The 18,832-nt window shown below is 64.6% G+C and carries 17 protein-coding genes; 9 read left to right on the top strand and 8 right to left on the bottom strand.

Annotated elements, in window-relative coordinates; translation table 11 throughout:
- Window position 1 precedes the first annotated feature (1 nt).
- Genes nthA through IVB31_RS11960 form a run of 3 tightly spaced genes read left to right on the top strand, consistent with a single transcriptional unit; the run spans window position 2 to window position 1,655 of the window.
- Window positions 2–625, top strand: coding sequence for a nitrile hydratase subunit alpha (gene nthA, locus IVB31_RS11970; RefSeq protein ID WP_247322179.1), 624 nt, complete (start codon window positions 2–4; stop codon window positions 623–625).
- Window positions 622–1,281 carry a nitrile hydratase subunit beta gene (gene nthB, locus IVB31_RS11965; RefSeq protein ID WP_247322176.1) on the top strand — a complete coding sequence of 220 codons (660 nt, stop codon included), beginning with the start codon at window positions 622–624 and terminating at the stop codon, window positions 1,279–1,281. Before nthA ends, nthB begins: the two co-directional genes overlap by 4 nt.
- Window positions 1,281–1,655, top strand: a complete 375-nt coding sequence (locus IVB31_RS11960) for a nitrile hydratase accessory protein (protein WP_247322173.1) — start codon at window positions 1,281–1,283, stop codon at window positions 1,653–1,655. The genes nthB and IVB31_RS11960 overlap by 1 nt, the downstream gene beginning before the upstream one ends.
- Window positions 1,656–1,804: 149 nt before the next feature.
- On the opposite strand, the gene queC is transcribed toward IVB31_RS11960, so the two are convergent.
- Window positions 1,805–2,518 carry a 7-cyano-7-deazaguanine synthase QueC gene (queC, locus tag IVB31_RS11955; protein WP_247322170.1) on the bottom strand — a complete coding sequence of 238 codons (714 nt, stop codon included), beginning with the start codon at window positions 2,516–2,518 and terminating at the stop codon, window positions 1,805–1,807.
- A 126-nt stretch (window positions 2,519–2,644) separates the two neighbouring features.
- Between queC and mazG the strand changes: the two genes are divergently transcribed.
- From mazG to IVB31_RS11940, 3 genes are all read left to right on the top strand, one after another.
- A complete protein-coding gene (mazG, locus tag IVB31_RS11950; RefSeq protein WP_247322169.1) occupies window positions 2,645–3,460 on the top strand; it encodes a nucleoside triphosphate pyrophosphohydrolase in 816 nt (271 codons plus the stop codon).
- Window positions 3,461–3,473: 13 nt separating this feature from the next.
- Window positions 3,474–3,932 (top strand): GNAT family N-acetyltransferase, encoded by a 459-nt coding sequence (locus IVB31_RS11945; RefSeq protein WP_247322167.1) that lies wholly within the window; start codon window positions 3,474–3,476, stop codon window positions 3,930–3,932.
- A gap of 425 nt (window positions 3,933–4,357) precedes the next feature.
- Window positions 4,358–4,909, top strand: coding sequence for a hypothetical protein (locus IVB31_RS11940; protein WP_247322166.1), 552 nt, complete (start codon window positions 4,358–4,360; stop codon window positions 4,907–4,909).
- Between the two features lie 42 nt (window positions 4,910–4,951).
- On the opposite strand, the gene hflX is transcribed toward IVB31_RS11940, so the two are convergent.
- The 4 genes from hflX to IVB31_RS11920 form a co-directional block, all read right to left on the bottom strand.
- Complete coding sequence (gene hflX / locus IVB31_RS11935; RefSeq protein ID WP_247322165.1) at window positions 4,952–6,331, bottom strand: GTPase HflX; 1,380 nt, start codon at window positions 6,329–6,331, stop codon at window positions 4,952–4,954.
- Between the two features lie 11 nt (window positions 6,332–6,342).
- On the bottom strand, window positions 6,343–6,591 hold the full coding sequence (hfq, locus tag IVB31_RS11930; RefSeq protein WP_007591126.1) for an RNA chaperone Hfq: 249 nt from the start codon (window positions 6,589–6,591) through the stop codon (window positions 6,343–6,345).
- Between the two features lie 239 nt (window positions 6,592–6,830).
- Window positions 6,831–8,201, bottom strand: coding sequence for a sigma-54 dependent transcriptional regulator (locus IVB31_RS11925; protein WP_247322164.1), 1,371 nt, complete (start codon window positions 8,199–8,201; stop codon window positions 6,831–6,833).
- A 17-nt stretch (window positions 8,202–8,218) separates the two neighbouring features.
- The gene (locus IVB31_RS11920; RefSeq protein WP_247322163.1) at window positions 8,219–10,615 is read right to left on the bottom strand and encodes a PAS domain-containing sensor histidine kinase; all 2,397 of its coding nucleotides are present in this window, start codon (window positions 10,613–10,615) and stop codon (window positions 8,219–8,221) included.
- 449 nt (window positions 10,616–11,064) lie between these two features.
- Between IVB31_RS11920 and IVB31_RS11915 the strand changes: the two genes are divergently transcribed.
- Entirely contained in the window at window positions 11,065–11,832 is a 768-nt protein-coding gene (locus IVB31_RS11915) for an outer membrane protein (protein ID WP_247322162.1), read from the top strand.
- A gap of 1,077 nt (window positions 11,833–12,909) precedes the next feature.
- Here IVB31_RS11915 and ntrC read toward each other — a convergent pair.
- The 3 genes from ntrC to dusB are packed head-to-tail and all read right to left on the bottom strand — an operon-like array spanning window position 12,910 to window position 16,535.
- Window positions 12,910–14,352: a nitrogen regulation protein NR(I) gene (ntrC, locus tag IVB31_RS11910; RefSeq protein WP_247322161.1), complete on the bottom strand. Its 1,443-nt coding sequence runs from the start codon at window positions 14,350–14,352 to the stop codon at window positions 12,910–12,912.
- A 9-nt stretch (window positions 14,353–14,361) separates the two neighbouring features.
- The gene (locus tag IVB31_RS11905; protein ID WP_247322158.1) at window positions 14,362–15,537 is read right to left on the bottom strand and encodes a nitrogen regulation protein NR(II); all 1,176 of its coding nucleotides are present in this window, start codon (window positions 15,535–15,537) and stop codon (window positions 14,362–14,364) included.
- Window positions 15,534–16,535, bottom strand: coding sequence for a tRNA dihydrouridine synthase DusB (dusB, locus tag IVB31_RS11900; protein WP_247322156.1), 1,002 nt, complete (start codon window positions 16,533–16,535; stop codon window positions 15,534–15,536). The genes IVB31_RS11905 and dusB overlap by 4 nt, the downstream gene beginning before the upstream one ends.
- Before the next feature lie 282 nt (window positions 16,536–16,817).
- Between dusB and IVB31_RS11895 the strand changes: the two genes are divergently transcribed.
- Both IVB31_RS11895 and IVB31_RS11890 read left to right on the top strand, forming a co-directional pair.
- The gene (locus IVB31_RS11895; protein ID WP_247322153.1) at window positions 16,818–17,999 is read left to right on the top strand and encodes a bifunctional 2-C-methyl-D-erythritol 4-phosphate cytidylyltransferase/2-C-methyl-D-erythritol 2,4-cyclodiphosphate synthase; all 1,182 of its coding nucleotides are present in this window, start codon (window positions 16,818–16,820) and stop codon (window positions 17,997–17,999) included.
- A 4-nt stretch (window positions 18,000–18,003) separates the two neighbouring features.
- The gene (locus IVB31_RS11890) at window positions 18,004–18,615 is read left to right on the top strand and encodes a CinA family protein (protein ID WP_247322150.1); all 612 of its coding nucleotides are present in this window, start codon (window positions 18,004–18,006) and stop codon (window positions 18,613–18,615) included.
- Window positions 18,616–18,832 lie beyond the last annotated feature (217 nt).

Here is an 18,832-nt window from a genome sequence, read left to right as displayed (position 1 = left end):
CATGAGTGAGCATCATCACCACGATCACGACCATTCCGAACTGTCCGAAACCGAGCTGCGCGTGCGCGCGCTCGAAACGATTCTGACCGAAAAAGGCTATGTCGCGCCGGCCGCGCTCGACGCCATCATCCAGGCCTATGAGACCAAAATCGGCCCGCATAACGGCGCGCGCGTCGTCGCCAAGGCCTGGAGCGATCCGGCCTTCAGGACGGCGCTGCTGGAGGACGGCAGCAAGGCCATCAGCACGCTTGGCCAAATCAGCCGCGTCGGCGACCATCTCGTCGTGGTCGAGAACACGCCGCAGCGGCACAACATGATCGTGTGCACGCTGTGCTCCTGCTACCCCTGGGAAATGCTGGGGCTGCCGCCGGTCTGGTACAAGGCTGCGCCCTACCGATCCCGCGCGGTGAAGGACCCGCGCGGTGTGCTCGCCGATTTCGGCGTCACGCTGCCGAAGGACATCGAGATCAGGGTCTGGGATTCCACGGCCGAAACGCGCTTCCTGGTGCTGCCGATGCGCCCCGAGGGCACGGAGGGCTGGAGCGAGGAACAGCTCGCCGCGCTCGTCACCCGCGATTGCATGATCGGCACCGGCTTTCCCAAAGCCCCCGGCGTGCCGTCATGAACGGCGTGCACGACATGGGCGGCATGGACGGGTTCGGCAAGGTCGAACCCGAGCCGAACGAGCCGGTATTCCATGCGGCATGGGAAGCGCGGGTGCTGGCGATGGTGCGTGCGATGGGCGCGGCCGGCGCCTTCAACATCGACACCTCGCGCTTCTATCGCGAGACGATCCCGCCGCACGTCTATCTCTCGAGCTCCTACTACAAGAAATGGTTTCTCGGGCTCGAGGAGATGCTGATCGAGAAGGGCTATCTCACCCGGGAGGACGTTGCCGCCGGGCATGCGGTGCATCCGGCCAAGGCACTCAAGCACGGCAGGCTGGAGCGCGACGGTGTCGAGCGCACCATGGTGCGCGGCAAGTTCGCCCGGCCTGCTCCGGCGCCTGCAAGATTCAACATCGGCGAACGCGTGCGCGCCAAGAACATCCATCCGGTGACGCACACGCGGCTGCCGCGCTACGTGCGCGGCCATGTCGGTGTCGTCGAGCTGAACCACGGCTGCCACGTGTTTCCGGACTCGGCCGCGATGGAGCTCGGCGAAAATCCGCAATGGCTCTACACGGTGGTGTTCGAAGGCCGCGATCTCTGGGGCGCGGACGGTGATCCGACCTTGAAGGTGTCAATCGACGCCTTCGAGCCCTATCTGGACCCGGCGTGATGAGCAGCACGGCTGCTGCCGCGGCTGCGGCGATCCCCAGCATTCCCCGTGATGACGACGGCCCGGTGTTTCGCGCGCCCTGGGAGGCGCACGCTTTCGCGATGGCGCTGACATTGCATGAGCGGGGCGTGTTCACCTGGCCCGAATGGGCCGCCGCCCTGGCCTCCGAGATCAAGCGCGCGCAGGCCGCCGGCGACCCTGACACCGGCGAGACCTATTACCTGCACTGGCTGGCCACGCTGGAAGGCCTGGTCGCCCGCAAGGGCGTCGCCTCGATCGAGACGCTGCATCGCTACCGTGACGCCTGGGATCACGCCGCGGACCGGACGCCGCATGGCAAGCCGATCGAGCTGCGGCCGGAGGATTTTGAGTAGCTGTCGCAAGAGGTACGCTTGCGCCCCACCCTCCGCTGTCATTCCCCGCGAAGGCGGGGAATCCAGTACGCTGCGGCGTCTCGGCTCAAGCACGGTCTCTGGGATACTGGATCACCCGCTTCGCGGGTGATGACACCGAGTGCGTGGCACTACCGCCCCGCCACAAACTCCCGCCACCCCTTCGCCCGCAGGCTGCACGCCGGGCAAGCGCCGCAGCCAAAACCCCACTCATGCTGCGCGCCGCGTTCGCCGAGATAGCAGGTGTGCGACTGCTCGCGGATGAGGTCGACCAGCCCCTCGCCGCCGAGATCATGCGCCAGCCGCCAGGTCGCGGCCTTGTCGATCCACATCAGGGGCGTATGCAGTTCGAACTTGCGGGCCATGCCGAGTGACAGCGCGGCCTGCATGGCGCGGATGGTGTCGTCGCGGCAATCGGGATAGCCGGAATAGTCGGTCTCGCACATGCCGCCGACGATGTGAGTGATGCCGCGCCGATAGGCCAGCGCCGCGGCGAAGGTCAAAAACACCAGATTGCGGCCGGGCACGAACGTATTCGGCAGGCCGTCGGCGCCCATCGCGATCGCGACATCGCGCGTCAGCGCCGTCTCGGACATGGCCGCCAGCGTCGGGATTGACAGCGTGTGGCTCTCGCCGAGCCTTGCGGCCCAGTCGGCGCGCAAGCCCTTGATGCCGTCGACCAGCCGGTCGCGGCAGGCCAGCTCGATGGCGTGGCGCTGGCCGTAGTCAAACCCCAGCGTCTCCACGCGCGCGAAGCGGCTCAAGGCCCAGGCGAGGCAGGTCGTGGAATCCTGACCGCCGGAAAACAGCACCAGCGCGGTTTCGGATGAAAATGCGTCACTCATGGCCCGCGCTTTAGCACTGCGCACCCCGCTCGCCAATCGGTGGAAATCGCCCTGTTCCGCTGCGCCGCGCTGGGAACGGCCGCCCGCTTTTGGCATAAGGTTTTGGAGCCAGGAGACTGCCCCGCAATGACCCCTTCCCGCGACATTTCCCGCCTGATCGAGATCATGGCAGCGCTGCGCACGCCCGTGACCGGCTGCCCCTGGGACCTCGAGCAGAATTTTGCGACCATCGCGCCCTACACGATCGAGGAAGCCCATGAGGTGGTCGACGCGATCGACCGCGGCGATCTCGACGATTTGCGCGAGGAGCTTGGCGATCTGCTCTTGCAGGTCGTGTTCCACGCCCAGATGGCGGAGGAGCAGAACGCATTTGCTTTTGGAGATGTCGTCGAAGCCATCACCCGCAAGATGATCCGCCGCCATCCCCATGTCTTCGCCGACAGGGACGGCAATCTCGCCTCGTCCCACGTCAAGGAAGTTTGGGACCGCATCAAGGCCGAGGAAAAGGCCGAACGCGCCGCGCGCCGGCCGTCGGAAGGGACGTCGCACAAATCGCTGTTGTCAGGCGTGAAGGCCGGCCAGCCGGCGCTGACACGCGCGATGGAACTCCAGCGCAAGGCCTCGACCGTCGGCTTCGACTGGAACGACCCTCGCGCGGTGCTGGCAAAAATCCGCGAAGAAGCCGACGAGATCGAAGCCGCGCTCGACCGCAACGACAAGCAGGAGATGGCCGAGGAGACCGGCGACCTGATGTTCGCATTGGTCAACCTCGCCCGCCACGTCGACGCCGATCCCGAAGCCGCGCTGCGCGCGACCAACGCGAAATTCGAACGGCGGTTTGCCTATATCGAGCGCACGCTGGCGGCGGAGGGACGAACGCTGGAGCAGGCGTCGCTGGCGGAAATGGATGCGCTGTGGAACGCGGCGAAGACGGCTACCTGATCCAGGGCGCGCAATGGAAATCAGGCAGGACGATCCGAAGGCGCCACATGTCGTCGACTTGTTGGCGCATCACTTGCTAGAGCTGCGCAGCGTTATGGGTGAGCACGCGCAGGCACTCGACGCCAGCGGTCTTTCGGCCGGGTCCGTGACGTTCTGGACCGCTTGGCACAATGATTTGCTGGCTGGTTTCGGTGCCCTGAAGCAACTGGACGAGACGCATGGCGAAGTGAAGTCGATGCGCGCTGCGCCCACCGACCGGCGGACAGGGGTCGGGCGGGCCATTTTGCACCACATCATTTCTGAGGGCCGCAAGCGCAAATATGCGCGTCTCAGCCTGGAGACTGGTACTGCGCCGCTGCACGCTCCAGCAATCTCGCTCTACCGCAGCGCCGGCTTCGTGCCTTGCGAGCCGTTTGCCGACTATCAAGCGAGCCCGCATAATCAGTTTATGAGGCTCGACCTTACCAAGTGAACGTAACCCACTTACAGGGAGCTTGAGCCGGGAGGTACGAAAGATAGCCGACGTGGGAAACCACCTTAGAATGCACTGGATTTACAATACAATCTTCTCATATTGTATCGTCGCAACCTCACCCCCTTCAACTCCCACGACCAGGTCAACGCATGAAATTGACTTCAGTGTTGCGGGCGATTGCAGTCGTCGTCGCGCAGAGTCTCGCCTAGGGTATCCTGCTTGCGGGGGCACCGCAAACGGCGTTCGCGCAAGGCGCGGACGAGGAATTGCTCCAATCGTTCTACAGGGATCCACAACCTGAGCGATTAATCGGGTTCTTTGAGAGATATGCCGCGGCGGCCCCGGACTGGACCGCATTTCCGCCTGCGATCGGCTTCTATGCGGTCGTGTTGCGCAAAAATCCGGATTGGATCGAGCAGCTCATGCCTGCGCGCCTCAACGCCAGAAGCGCGGATGCAGTCGATGCCGCACTCAAGCTCGCGGGCAACGAGATCGCTCGGCAGAAATTAAAGCCACGCCTCGATGAAGCGGGCCATGATCCGTCGTTACAGGCTGAGCTCGCCAATCTGCCCTCGCAGCTCAGCGACATCCGCATCGTGCGGCCAACTCACCTCGACATCCTCTGGGGTGCATTCTTCGCCAGCGGTGACGAGCGATATGTCCGCATGATCATCGACTTTCTCGCACAAACGGCCAATCGCTCCGAGCTCATCGCGATCGATGTTGCGAAGGTCACGGTTGCGATATCGGGCGGTCCAAAGGAGATTTATGGACAGATAAAATCGAAATACGGCGACGCGCTCGGCTACGAGATCATCGTGGCTTCGACCGCCGGATGGGCGCTCGGCACCAATGCCCGGCGCCATGAGAAAGTGGCCGCTGTCATGGATGCCTACATATCGGGCCATGGCGGCACACCCGCCTCGAAGCTGCTGTCCGTGCTTCGGCCGAAGGCTACCGCGCCGGGTCGGTAACCGACTGAGATCGTCGGAGATAGACGCAACGCCGCCGTGGGATCACGCCACGCGCGGCACGGCGTCGAACCTGCTCACCACGATGTCGCGCTTGGTCTCGTCCACCCGCACGGTCATGTCGAAGCGGCCATCGTGAAGTTCCTTGACCAGCACTTCGGCATTGCGGTGCAGCCAGGAGATGCCGGCGCCGTCGGCCGCATCGATCGAAAGATCGAGCGTTGTGCGTTTTGCCGCGAGCCGTTCCTCGATCACGGCGAGCAGCGCGTCGATTCCTTCGCCTGACACGGCCGAGACCAGCATGGCCGGATGATCTTCCGGCCTGCGCGCGGCGATGTTCAGGAGATTTTCGCGTTGCTCCGGATCGTAGCGATCAATCTTGTTCCAGACTTCGATGATGCGGCCTGAGTCGTCGGGATTGATGCCGAGCTGGCGCAGTACGGCATCGACGTCGCCCTGCTGCGCTTCGGCGTCGTCGTGCGAGATGTCGCGCACATGCAGGATGACGTCGGCCTCCAGCACCTCTTCCAGCGTGGCGCGGAAGGCGGCCACGAGCTGCGTCGGCAGATTAGAGATGAAGCCGACGGTATCGGACAGCATCGCCTTGCCGCCATGCGGCAAAGTGAGCGCGCGCAGGGTCGGGTCGAGCGTGGCGAACAGCATATCGGCCGCCTGCACGTCGGCGCGTGTCAGGCGGTTGAACAGCGTCGACTTGCCGGCATTGGTGTAGCCGACCAGCGCGACCACGCGATACGGCACGCGCTGGCGTCCTGCACGATGCAGACGCCGCGTCGCCTGCACCTTCTTCAGGTCACCCTCCAGCTTGGAGATGCGTTCCTGGATCAGGCGGCGGTCGGCTTCGATCTGCGTCTCGCCGGGACCGCCCATGAATCCAAAGCCGCCGCGCTGGCGTTCGAGATGGGTCCATGAGCGCACCAGGCGCGAACGTTGGTAGTTGAGGTGCGCGAGCTCGACCTGCAGCGAGCCTTCCCTGGTCTTGGCGCGGCGGCCGAAGATTTCCAGGATGAGGCCGGTGCGGTCGAGCACCTTTGCCTGCAACTCCTTCTCGAGATTGCGCTGTTGGATCGGCGCAAGCGCACAATCCATCACCACGAGCTCGACCTCGAGGCTCTTGGCGAGCGCGGCGATCTCCTCGACCTTGCCCTTGCCGATGTAGGTCGCGGGCCTGATCTGGCTGATCGGCGTGATGATGGCGTCGGCAATGACGAGATCAATCGCGCGCGCGAGGCCGGCGGCTTCATCGAGCCGGGCCTCGGCGTCACGCAAGATATGGCTCTCCGATTGCGCGTCGGCATTGCCCGCGCGCACGCGCAAATAGGGGCCGATGACAAGCACCCGCCCCGTTTGCTTTGCCCCTGCCGACCGCGGACGGTCGGCCTCCCCGCCGAAATTCCGGGGTTCCAATCAGATCACTCTCAAGCCGGCTGATCCTCGCCGCCTTCGAACAACTGGATCGGAGCGCCCGGCATGATGGTCGAGATCGCATGTTTGTAGACGAGTTGCGAGTGACCGTCGCGCCGAAGCAGCAAACAGAAATTGTCGAACCAGGTCACGATGCCCTGGAGCTTCACTCCGTTGACCAGAAAGATCGTCAGTGGCGTCTTGGTTTTGCGAACGTGATTAAGGAAGGTGTCCTGAAGGTTTTGTGCGCGGTCTGCCGCCATTGTTTTTTTCTCGCTTTGAGTTTCTTTTTATTGCGCCGGTTGCGGCTCTCTTTGTGAAATTCGGAGCCTCTCCCGGTTGCCGTTCCTCATGAGATCCCCCTCGGAAGGAATAGCTGTGCGATTAGAGGACAGGTGGGCATATTAGGCAAGCCGCTTCACGCGGCAGCCCACGCCGTATTGCCCCGAAAAACTACGGAAATCGATGATTTTCCTCGCCAAATGCGAACGTGCGCGCGGTGCTAGCCAACGCCGAGGGCCTTCAACTTGCGGTGCAACGCCGAACGTTCCATGCCAACGAACTCAGCCGTACGAGAAATATTTCCTGAAAAACGGCTGATTTGTGCAATCAAATAGTCGCGCTCGAACACTTCGCGGGCCTCGCGTAGCGGCAATCCCATGATGTGCTCGCCATTGTTGCTGGTCGGCATCGCCGGCACCATCGAGCCGACGTCCTGAGGCAGCATGTCGGCCGTGATGATGACCTCCGGCCCGCCTGCGGCCAGAATCATGACTCTCTCAACATTGTTGCGGAGCTGGCGCACATTGCCCGGCCAGACATGCGATTGCAGGACCGCCATCGCGTCCTGCCCGATCTGCCGCTTGGGCAGGCCGCTGCCGGCCGAGATCTGCTCCATGAAGTAGTCGATCAATTCCGGAATGTCCTCGCGGCGCTCCGACAGCGCGGGCACGCGGATCGGCACCACCGAGAGCCGATGATAAAGGTCCTCGCGGAAATGGCCGGCCGCGATCTCCTCTTCGAGATTGCGCGCGGTCGACGAGATGATGCGCACGTCGACCTGCACCTTGGCGGTGCCGCCGACGCGTTGGAACGACTGCTCGACCAGCACGCGCAGGATCTTGTTCTGGGTCTCGCGCGGCATGTCCGCGATCTCGTCGATGAACAGCGTGCCGCCATGGGCCTCTTCGAGCGCGCCGGGCTTGCGCGCGTGCTCGCCGTTGGACTGCTCGATCCCGAACAGCTCATGCTCCATGCGGTCGGGCGTGATCGCGGCTGCGTTGATCACGACGAAGGGACCGTCAGCACGGCCCGAGGCCGTATGCAGCGTCCGCGCGGCCAATTCCTTGCCGGCGCCGGCGGGGCCGACGATCAGGATGCGGCTGTTGGCCTTCGCCGCGCGCTCGATGGTCTGGCGCAGCTGGTTCATGCTGGGCGACCGGCCGACGAGCGAGCTTGCGCTCGGCGCGAGCTGCTTCAATTCCTTGACCTCGCGCTTGAGCCGCGAGTTCTCCAGTGCGCGGTTCGCGACCAGGATCAGCCGGTCCGCCTTGAACGGCTTTTCGATGAAGTCGTAGGCGCCGCGCTTGATCGCGGCGACCGCGGTCTCGATGTTGCCGTGACCGGAGATCATCACGACCGGCAAATCGGGGTTGTCCTTCTTGACCTGCTCCAGCAGCTGCAGGCCGTCGAGCTTGGAGCCTTGCAGCCAGATGTCGAGGAACACCAGATGCGGCCTGCGGTTGGCGATTTCGGCGAGCGCTGTATCGCTGTCGCGCGCGGTCCGGGTCACGAAACCCTCGTCTTCGAGGATGCCCGCAACGAGATCCCGAATATCGGCCTCATCATCGACAATCAGAATTTCACTTGCCATGGGTCGCGCCTGTCTTGTCAGATGCCTGTTGAGGCTTCGATCTTCGTTGAATCATTGGTCTTTTCAGCCGGCTCTTTGGTTTCGGCGGCCGGCGCTTTTGTTTCCTGCGGAGCCGTTTCCGTTGCCGCGTCCTTGCTGGTTTCCTTGGCGGCCGGCGCCTGCTCGGTCCCTTCGCTCTTCGCGGGAGCGCCGGAGATCGCAAAACGCATCCGCATCCAGGCGCCGCGCTGGCCCTCGCGGAAATCGGAGGCGTCCTTCAGCTCGATGCGCCCGCCATGGTCTTCAAGCACGCGGCCGACGATCGCGAGCCCAAGGCCGGTGCCCTTGGCGCGCGTCGTCACATAGGGCTCAAGGAGGCGCGATCGCGCCACCTTGGGCAGGCCGATGCCGTTGTCGATGACGTCGATCAGCACGTCCTCGCCCTCGCGCGAGACCACGACGTCGATGCGGCCCTTTCCGTCGTTCCGGCCGAGCTCCTCCGGCGGGACCTGCTCGATCGCCTCGGTGGCGTTCTTGACGATGTTGGTGACCGCCTGCGAGATCAGTCGCCGGTCGAACTGGGCGCGCAGCGGATCTTCCTTGAAGTCGGCCTCGATATCGATCTCGGGATGGGCGACCTTCATCAGAAAAACCGCCTGCCGCACGGTATCGGCGACGTCCTCGCCTTCCATCACCGGCTTCGGCATCCGCGCGAAGCGCGAGAATTCGTCGACCATGCGGCGGATATCGTCGACCTGGCGCACGATGGTGTCGGTGCACTGCTCGAAGATCTGCTTGTCCTTGCCCTCGGTAATGTCCTTGCCGAATTTGCGGCGGATGCGCTCGGCCGAGAGCTGAATCGGTGTCAGCGGGTTCTTGATCTCGTGGGCGATGCGGCGGGCGACGTCACCCCAGGCCGAGGTGCGCTGCGCCGAGACCAGATCGGTGATGTCGTCGAGCGTGATGATGTAGCTGTCGTGCGGCTGGCTGGTCTTCTCTGCGCTGACGCGGACCGACAGATTGCGTTCCTGCCCGTCGCGCGTGATCGTGATCTGGCCCTGCACCAGGCGCTGGGTCCCTTCCCGCGCCGTCTTCATCATCTCTTCGAGTTCGGGCAGCACGTCGGAGAGCGGATGGCCGAGCGTCTCGGCTTCGGAGTGCCCGATCAGCTTTTCGGCGGATCGGTTGAGGATGCCGACGCTGCCCGAGGTATCGACGCCGATGATGCCTGCGCTTGCGGAGGACAGCACCGCCTCGATGAAGCGGCGGCGGCTGTCGATGAGGTCGCTGGCGTTGACGAGTTCGTCGCGCTGGCTGCGCAATTCCTGCGTCATCTTGTTGAAGGTCTCGCCGAGCTGGGCGAGGTCGCCTTCCGACTGGTGCACGGGCACTTTGACATTGAGATCGCCGGTCGAGACCGTGTGGGCCGCGTTCATCAGCCGCCGGATCGGCGAGACCAGCGAGTTGGCGAAGTTGAGGCCGATCAGCACCGAGGCCATCAGGATGGTCAGCGCGATCACGGCGAACATCAGCGCGAAGGCGACCTGGATGCCGAGCCGGCGCGACTCGATCTGGGCGTATTCGGCGACGCTGACCTCGGTCTGCTTGAGCTGGTTGACGACGTTCGGGTCGAGCGGCCGTGCGACGTAGAGGAAGGTGTCGCTGAAGGCGCGCAAGCGGACCACGGCGGCGACGAAGCTCGCATCGGGCAGCACCGCGATCTCGGGCTCGGATTCGTTGACGTTGCCGAGGAAGTCCGGCGCCGGCGGCGAATAGGCCAGCCGCATGCCCGTGTCGGCGGATTCGAGAATGTTGGTGTTCTTGTCGATGATCATCGCCCCCGGCAGATTGCGGGAGCCGGCGCTGGCGGTCAGCAGCTCGCGGAACGAGCGGCGGTCCTGGTCGTAGAGCGGCCGCGCATGCGCGATGTCGTTGGCCATGCCGAGAATGTCGCCGCGGATCAGCTGCGCATGGTCCTGCATGTAGGCCCGCGCGATCGTCAGCGAGTTCTGGATCACCTCCTTGGTCGGGCCGGAGAACAGGCGGTCGAGGCCGCGCTCGATGGTGACGTTGGCGACGACGGCGACCAGCACCGCCGGGAGCACCGCCACGATCGAGAACAGGCTGACGATCTGGACATGGAGGCGCGCCGCTGCCCTGCCCCGCCGTCGTGCCAGGATCAGTTGCCAGAGCTCGCGAATGATGATGCCGACCAGCAGCAGGATCGTGCCCGCATTGATCAGATAGAACGAGCGGACAATCGCCGGCGTCGGCTCGATGTTCGAGAGGCCGGTCAGGACCACGAAGGTCAGGAGGGCCGACAGCAGCGCCAGCGCCACGGCGAACGGCACCAGCCAGCGTCGCGCCGACCAACGCCGGGGCTCTTCCGCTGGGGCCGTGTCAAAGGATGCGGCCGTGGTGTCTGCGCTGGTCATTCCGGCAATGGTGCTGAAAAAGGAGGCCGCGGCGGGCGGATACTGATGTATTCGTACCACATTGTTGCCGAAATACAGCAACATCATGGCGTCAAGGGCTTAAGGCTGTTCGATGTCGCCGTGCTTCATCGGGTCGGCCGGTCACCGCCGTCGAAGTCTCCGAAGCCGCGCGCGAACGTCCACAGGTTGGGGTGCCGCTGTTGGCGATCCCCTTCGAGAAGGGCTGCGTCCTGCGGACCAACGGCTTCAGCGAGCCGAGCGTGGCAGTGTACAGCCCTTGGTCCAGGGTGCCGAGATAGCTGCCGCTGGCGCTGAAGTCCAAGGAACGGCGTTCTAGCCCTGGCTGCGTGGGCGAGGTGTTGCGCCTATGCACTAGGCCCCTCTGCCAGTGGTCCGTAAAACCACTGAGTATTGAAAACACCCGTTCATCAAGTTGTTGAGGCCATACAATGAAAACAAAGATCGCTGCCGCCGCTATTCTCCTTGCTTCAACAAGCCTGAGCTTCGCCGCAGACATGGCTACCAAGGCGCCTCTGATGGCTCCCGCCGCCGTCTGGAACTGGACCGGCTTCTACATCGGCGGCCACGTCGGCGCTGGTTGGGGTACGACTGAGTCGACTTTGACCGCCATTAACCCCGGTGGCGCTATTCCCGGCGGGTTTCCCATCGCTCAGAATAGCCGAAGCGGTTTCCTTGGTGGCGGCCAGCTCGGCTATAACTACCAGTCCGGCTGGGTTGTTTTCGGCGTGCAGGGCGACATCGCCGGCATGGACGTGAAAGGCACCACCCCCTGCCTCGGCGGCATCGCCTCGTGCACGGCGAAGAGCGATTGGTTGGGCACCGTCACGGGTCGGCTGGGTGGCGTCGTGGGCGACCGCACCCTCGTTTACGTGAAGGGCGGCGCGGCCTGGCTGCACACCGACCATACCTTGGGTATTACGGCCGGCTTCGGCGGACCTGGCGTGGCGTCCATCAGCTCAAGCAGCACCGCATTCGGCTGGTTGCTTGGACTCGGTGCCGAATACGCTTTTGACCACAACTGGAGCGCGTTCATCGAGTACGACTATATGGATTTCGACAAGAAGAACATCGCGCTCGACTTCTCCCCGTTCGCAGGCGTGCCTGCCACGGCTAACGTCGACATCAAGCACAAGCTCTCGGTCGCGAAGATCGGCTTGAACTACAAATTCGGTGGCCCGGTCGTCGCCAAGTACTGATCTGATCTCGCCGATCAAACGTCAAAGCCCCGGCATCGTCCGGGGCTTTTTCTTTTGTGCCGTCGTCTGTGCTGCTACAGCCGGTCGAGTCGCCTTGGCATGTTCTCAAGCGCTCCTCATCAGGCCCCGTACGGCGTTTCATCGCGCCGCCCCATCCGCGCAGCGCCGAACAGGGGGCGCACCTGAGCCCCGCGACGGCCGCAAGCTCGGCAGACCAGGCGACGTTCGATGTCGGACAGGCGCACGTCATCGCGCCACTGATCCGCCGACATAGTGCCGGAGTGGCCGCAGTTGTTGCAGTAGATCAGGATGTGGCGGGTGCCGCCGCGACCCTGGCGCATCTCGCCGAAGGTGATCTTGACCGGGCGCCATCAGCGTGGGTGGGCGTGTGGCGACGGGCGGGCTGGGCATGCAGCCCATGAGAGCAACCGCCAGACCAGAGTCAAAAAGTCGATGGGTAGCGGCTTGAGAAGGCGCAGAGCTACTGCGGTCGTGGCTGTGGATAAGCGACTGTGATGCGGTCGCTGGGCGAAACCCTCCGGGTCTCAGGCCGTATCTGTGACGTCGGCTGTAGCTCCTGTGTGGCAGGGCAATTGGAAGTGGTCGTCAGGGACCGCCCTTATTTCAATCTGCGGGCGGTCCCACCACGTGGCTTCAACACGGCACCTCACGTCAGCCGGATGGTGTCCACACGCCGCGACCGACCAACGCATCCACAACGACATGCCGGATGGCGGGAACGGTTTCTGGCCATTCCGGCTTGACCCGGCATGGACAAGTTTTTTCTCGCAATGATGGTCTCGGCTGCGCTGCTGCTGATCGTGGCCGCCGACCTCCTGGTCAACGGTCCCGGCATGGAGCCTCGCCCGGGGGATATGGCCGCCCTGCCAATTTCAGGCCGATTGGTCCAATGAGTGCGACGCCGCGTCCCGGGGCCAAATGATCGAATGTTCCAGCGGAACATTTGTGTCGATCCGGACTTCTTTTTACCGCGTCAGCCACAAAGGCCAGCGCGATCCGGACAGGCTCAGCTCCACTTTGGTAGGGGAGCTGAGCCACCGTCGGTTCCGTGAAGGCTTAGCCGCCGCTCCTGTAGACCTGGATATCGAGATCCCGGATCTTCTTCCGCAGCGTATTGCGGTTGAGGCCGAGCAGATCGGCGGCGCGGATCTGGTTGCCGCGGGTGGCGGCGAGTGCGGCCGTGAGCAGCGGCACCTCGATCTCCTTGAGGATGCGGTGATAGAGACCCGGCGGCGGCACGCCGTTCGGAAAGCCCTGGAAGTGCGAGGAGAGATACGCCTCCACCGCGCCGCCGAGATTGTCGACGCCCTGCTGGACCGCGGCACCGGGGCTGACCGTGGGTGGCGCCAGCTCGCCGTCGATGACGGAGCCTGTGATCACGTCCTGCGGATAGAGCGCGGCGAGGCGACGGGCGAGGTTCTCGAGCTCGCGCACGTTGCCCGGCCAGCGGTGCTGCTTCATCCGCTCCAGCGCCAGCGTGTCGAGCTTTTTCGGCGGCAGGCCGTCCTTCTCGGCCAGCGTGAAGAAGTGCCGCACGAGATCCGGCAGATCCTCGATGCGCTCGCGCAAGGGGGGCAGCCGCAGCGGCACGACGTTGAGACGGAAGAACAGATCTTCGCGGAACAGGCCCTGCTGGATCAGAACGCGCAGATCCTTGTTGGAAGCCGCGACGATGCGCACGTCGGTCTTGATCGGGGTGCGGCCGCCGACCGTGGTGTATTCGCCCTGCTGCAGCACGCGCAGCAGGCGGGTCTGCGCCTCCATCGGCATGTCGCCGATCTCGTCGAGGAACAGCGTGCCGCCCTCGGCCTGCTCGAACCGGCCGGAGGCGCGGGTGTTGGCCCCGGTGAAGGCACCGCGCTCGTGGCCGAACAGTTCGGACTCGATGAGGTCACGCGGGATCGCCGCCATGTTGACCGCGACGAACGGGCCGTTGCGGCGCTTGCCGTAATCGTGCAGCGCGCGCGCCACCAGCTCCTTGCCGGTCCCGGACTCGCCCGTGATCATCACGGTGAGATCGGTCTGCATCAGGCGCGCCAGCACGCGATAGATTTCCTGCATCGCCGGCGAGCGGCCGACGAGCGGGATAGCCTCCATCTCGGCGTCGTCGTCCGGCGTCGAGACCCGCTCCTTCGGCTCGGCCAGCGCGCGGCCGACGATGGCGATCAGCTCCTTCAGGTCGAAGGGCTTTGGCAGATATTCATAGGCGCCGCGCTCGGAGGCGCGGATCGCCGTCATGAAGGTGTTTTGCGCGCTCATGACGATGACCGGCAAATTCGGCCGCATCTTCTTGATCCGCGGCAGCAGGTCGAAGGCGTTTTCATCCGGCATCACGACGTCGGTGATGACGAGATCGCCCTCCCCCTGGCTGACCCAGCGCCACAGCGTCGCGGCATTGCCGGTGAGCCTGACTTCGTATCCGGCCCGGGACAGGGCCTGATTGAGAACCGTGCGGATGGCGGTGTCGTCATCAGCTACGAGAATGCTACCTGCGGGCATTGTTAATCCTCATTTTGCCCCCTGAGATGCAGACGACGACTTCCCGGCAGAGCCGTCGCGACTGCTGTGATCGGCATGTTTCACCGATGTGGAATACATCGGCATCAGCACGCGAAAGGTGGTCTTGCGCGGCTGAGATTCGCATTCGATGATGCCCCCGTGATCCCCGATGATCTTTGCGACCAGGGCCAGGCCCAGACCCGAGCCGGTCTGCTTGGTGGTCACGAAGGGATCGAACAGATTGGGCAGAAGATCGTCCGGCACGCCTGGTCCGTTGTCCTTCACGCAGAATTCGAGCGGCAGGGATACACGGGATTTTTGACCGGGGACTGACAGACGCACACCGGGGCGGAACGCGGTGGTGAGCTGGATCTCGCCGTCGGAAACGTCGATCAGTGCTTCTGCCGCGTTCTTGACCAGATTGAGAAACACCTGAATGAGCTGGTCCTGGTTCGCCAGCACCGGCGGCAGCGAGGGATCGTAGTCCTCGACGAAGCGGATGTTGCGGGCAAAGCCGGACTGCGCCAGCCGTTTGACGTGATCGAGCACCGAGTGGATGTTGACGGGGCCACGCACCACGGGGCGTTCGTCGCCGAACACTTCCATGCGGTCGACCAGCGTCACGATGCGGTCGGCCTCGTCGCAGATCAGCCGCGTCAGCATGCGGTCTTCCGAGGAGGCCTGCTGCTCCAGAAGCTGGGCCGCGCCGCGGATACCCGAGAGCGGGTTCTTGATCTCGTGCGCCAGCATCGCGGCGAGCGCGATCACCGAGCGCGCGGCGCTGCGATGGGTGAGCTGGCGGTCCATCTTGTCGGCGATGGAGCGCTCCTGCAGCATCACCACGATATGGCCGGGCCGCTCCGTCAGCGGGGCGACATGCAGATCGACCTGGCGGTCGCCGCCCATGCGCGGCGTGCCGAGATCGACCTTGTATTCGTTGACCGGCGCGTTCGACGAGCGCACCTGGTCGATCAGCGCCAGCAAGGGGCTGCCGAACGGCACCAGCTCTTTCAGCGATTGCCGTTTCAAAAACTGCGTCGAGATATCGAAGAAGGCCTCGGTCGCTATGTTGGCGGCGACGATCTTGCCGTCCGGCCCGATCATGAGAACGGGGTTGGGCAAGGCATCCAGGATCGCATCGCTGTCGGACGGAACCGGCCGACGATGTTCAGCAGCTGAGCTCATGCAGCGGCGCTCCATGCGAAGTCGTCGAAGGCATCTTGCAGTGACCGGTGGACCAGGCGCGGATCTTCCGAGGTGAGGATCTTCTGGCGCCAGGATTTCAGCTTCTCGGCCGGAGCACGGCTCGCATCGGCCGCGACGTCGAGCGCCCAGCCGAGATGCTTGCGTGCGTGCCGCAGACCGATGCGCAGGCCATAGAGCGCGCAGACGCCCTCATAGAGCGTGCGGACGTAATGCAGCTGCGTCTCGAGCGACGGCGTGGCTTCCGCGGCGCCGCCCTTGAGGCGGCGGCCGATCTCGCCGGGCAGCCAGGGCTGGCCCTGCGCGCCGCGGCCGATCATCACGGCGTCGGCGCCGGAGGCCTCCAACGCCGCGAGCGCTTTCTCATAAGATGTGATGTCGCCATTGACGACGAGCGGAATGGAGATGGCGTCGCGCACCGCGCGGATCGCGTCCCAATCGGCCTCGCCCTTGTAGAACTGGCAACGGGTGCGGCCATGCACGGCGACCAGCTTGATGCCTGAAGCCTCCGCGCGCCGCGCCAGCTCCGGCGCGTTGCGGGTGCGGTCGTCCCAGCCGAGGCGCATCTTCAGCGTCACCGGCACCTTCACCGCGGCGATCGTCGCGTCGATCAGACCGACGGCATGGTCGAGATCGCGCATCAGGGCGGAGCCGGACTGGCCCCCGGTGACGTGACGGGCCGGGCAACCCATGTTGATATCGATGATGTCGGCGCCTTCGGCTTCGGCGATCCGGGCGCCCTCCGCCATCCAATGCGTCTCACAACCGGCGAGCTGGACCACGTGCGGACCGATCCCGGTGGCTTCGCAACGCAACCGCGACATCCGATGGCCATTGGCGAGCTCGTCACTGGCGGTCATTTCGGACACGACCAGACCGGCCCCCAGCTCGGCGGCCAGCCGGCGGACAGGCGAGTCCGTCACCCCCGACATCGGCGCCAGGAAGACCGGGGTGGCGACATCAATGTCGCCTATCTTCAATGGCTTAGTGCCTGATATTGCCGAGCCGGTCACAGGGGTCTCGTTGCGTAGGCAGGGCCTCATCGCGCCTGCCATGACCTATCTTGCGCACAATTCTTGTGCAGTCAAGCGTCATGCCTACAGTTTAGACAGTTCTGCCAATCTTTCAAGTGCAGTGCAACAAAATGCTGAATCCTACAATCCGGGGAAACCCCCTTTTTTTGCGGGCCTGCCGTGCTAGAGGCATGCGGCAATCCCCCGCTCCCCCGACTCTCTTCATCACCAACTGAGTATTTGAGTCCTATGGCGAAATCACAGCGCACCGCAGTCGTTCTCGTCGCGGCCGGACGCGGCCTGCGCGCAGGCGCCGGTGGTCCCAAGCAATATCGCGAGATCGGCGGTGTGCCCGTGATCTATCGTGCCATGGAGGCCTTCAGCCGCCACGCAGACGTGTTTGCCGTGCAGCCGGTGGTGAACCCCGACGACAGCGCCATATTCACGGCAGCGGTCGCAGGCCTCAAGCACGAGCCTCCGACCAATGGCGGCGCCACCCGGCAGGCCTCGGTGCTCGCCGGTCTCGAAGCCCTTGCCAGGCACGAGCCCGACATCGTCCTGATCCACGACGCGGCGCGACCCTTCGTCTCGGACGGCGTGATCTCGCGTGCAATCGAGGCGGCCGGCCGCACCGGCGCCGCGATCCCCGTCGTTGCCGTCACCGACACCATCAAGGTCACCGGCGAGAACGGCAATGTCGAGGACACGCCGGACCGCGCCCGCCTGCGAATCGCGCAGACGCCGCAATCCTTTCGTTTCGACGTCATCCTCGAGGCGCATCGTCGCGCGGCCAAGGACGGACGCAGCGATTTCACCGACGATGCCGCGATTGCCGAATGGGCGGGATTGACGGTTGCAACCTTTGAAGGCGATGTTGCCAATATGAAGCTCACCACGCCTGAGGATTTCGTGCGCGAGGAAGCGCGCCTGGCCAGCCTGCTCGGCGACATCAGGACCGGCACGGGCTACGACGTGCATGCCTTCGGCGACGGCGACCATCTCATGGTCTGCGGCGTGCGCGTGCCGCACACCAGGGGTTTTCTGGCCCATTCCGACGGCGATGTCGGTCTGCATGCGCTGGTCGACGCCATCCTCGGCGCGCTCGCCGATGGCGACATCGGTTCGCACTTTCCGCCCAGCGATGCCAAGTGGAAGGGCGCCTCCTCCGACCAGTTCTTGAAATACGCCATCGAGCGCGTCACCGAGCGCGGCGGCCGCGTCGCCAATCTCGAGGTCACCATGATCTGCGAGCGGCCAAAGATCGGCCCGTTGCGCGACACCATGCGCGCGCGCATCGCCGAGATCTCCGGCGTCGACATCTCCCGCGTCGCGGTGAAGGCGACGACAAGCGAGCGACTCGGCTTCACCGGCCGCGAGGAAGGCATCGCGGCCACCGCGAGCGCCACCATACGCCTCCCCTGGAGCGTGTAAGATCATGGGCGGCAGCGACGCACGCGCCCTCTCCCGCTCGCTGCTCGATCTGTGCCGGATGCGCAAGCTGACGATCGCGACCGCCGAGTCTTGCACCGGCGGCCTCGTCGCCGGCGCGCTGACCGACATTCCCGGCTCCTCCGACGTCATCGATCGCGGCTTCGTCACCTATTCCAACGACGCCAAGCGCGCGATGTTGGGGGTCGAGGCTGGCACGCTGACGAATTTCGGCGCCGTCAGCAAGGAAACCGCAATCGCGATGGCGGTCGGTGCCCTCGAGCGTGCCGACGTCGATCTTGCTGTCGCCATCACCGGCATAGCCGGCCCCGGCGGCGCCACGCCCGGCAAACCGGTCGGCCTCGTCCATTTCGCTGTTGCCGCGCGCGACGGCCGCATCGTCCACCGCGAGCATCGCTTTGGTGCTATCGGCCGCACCGCCGTGCGCCAGCGCTCCGTGCTCGAGGCGCTACGCATGCTGATGGACCTCGCCCGCGGCCCGCAAGTGACGGCCAAGCCGAAACGCGCCGCCGCAGCAACCCGCCTGCGCCCGCGCGTGACCCGCTCGCCGCGCCGGCACGCCGTGAAGCGCAGGACGCCGCGGTCGCCGCGGGGCTAAAGTCCGGACAACCGCGGGACGTCCGTAGGGTGGATTAGCGTCTGCCAAAGCTGGAAGAGCGAAGGCGGAGGCGTAATCCACCACTTCTGTCTGCTCGGAAAGAAAACAGGTGGGTTACGCTGACGCTAACCCACCCTACGCATCTACAAGACCTTGTGTTGCCCGACGGGCAAAACACCCAACCAGCGGGTCAACCCGCGCATGCGAAAATATTCTA

Origin of the sequence: Bradyrhizobium sp. 21, assembly GCF_023073335.1 — a bacterium.
GTDB lineage: Bacteria > Pseudomonadota > Alphaproteobacteria > Rhizobiales > Xanthobacteraceae > Bradyrhizobium.
This window is presented reverse-complemented; position numbering and strand designations above follow the sequence as displayed.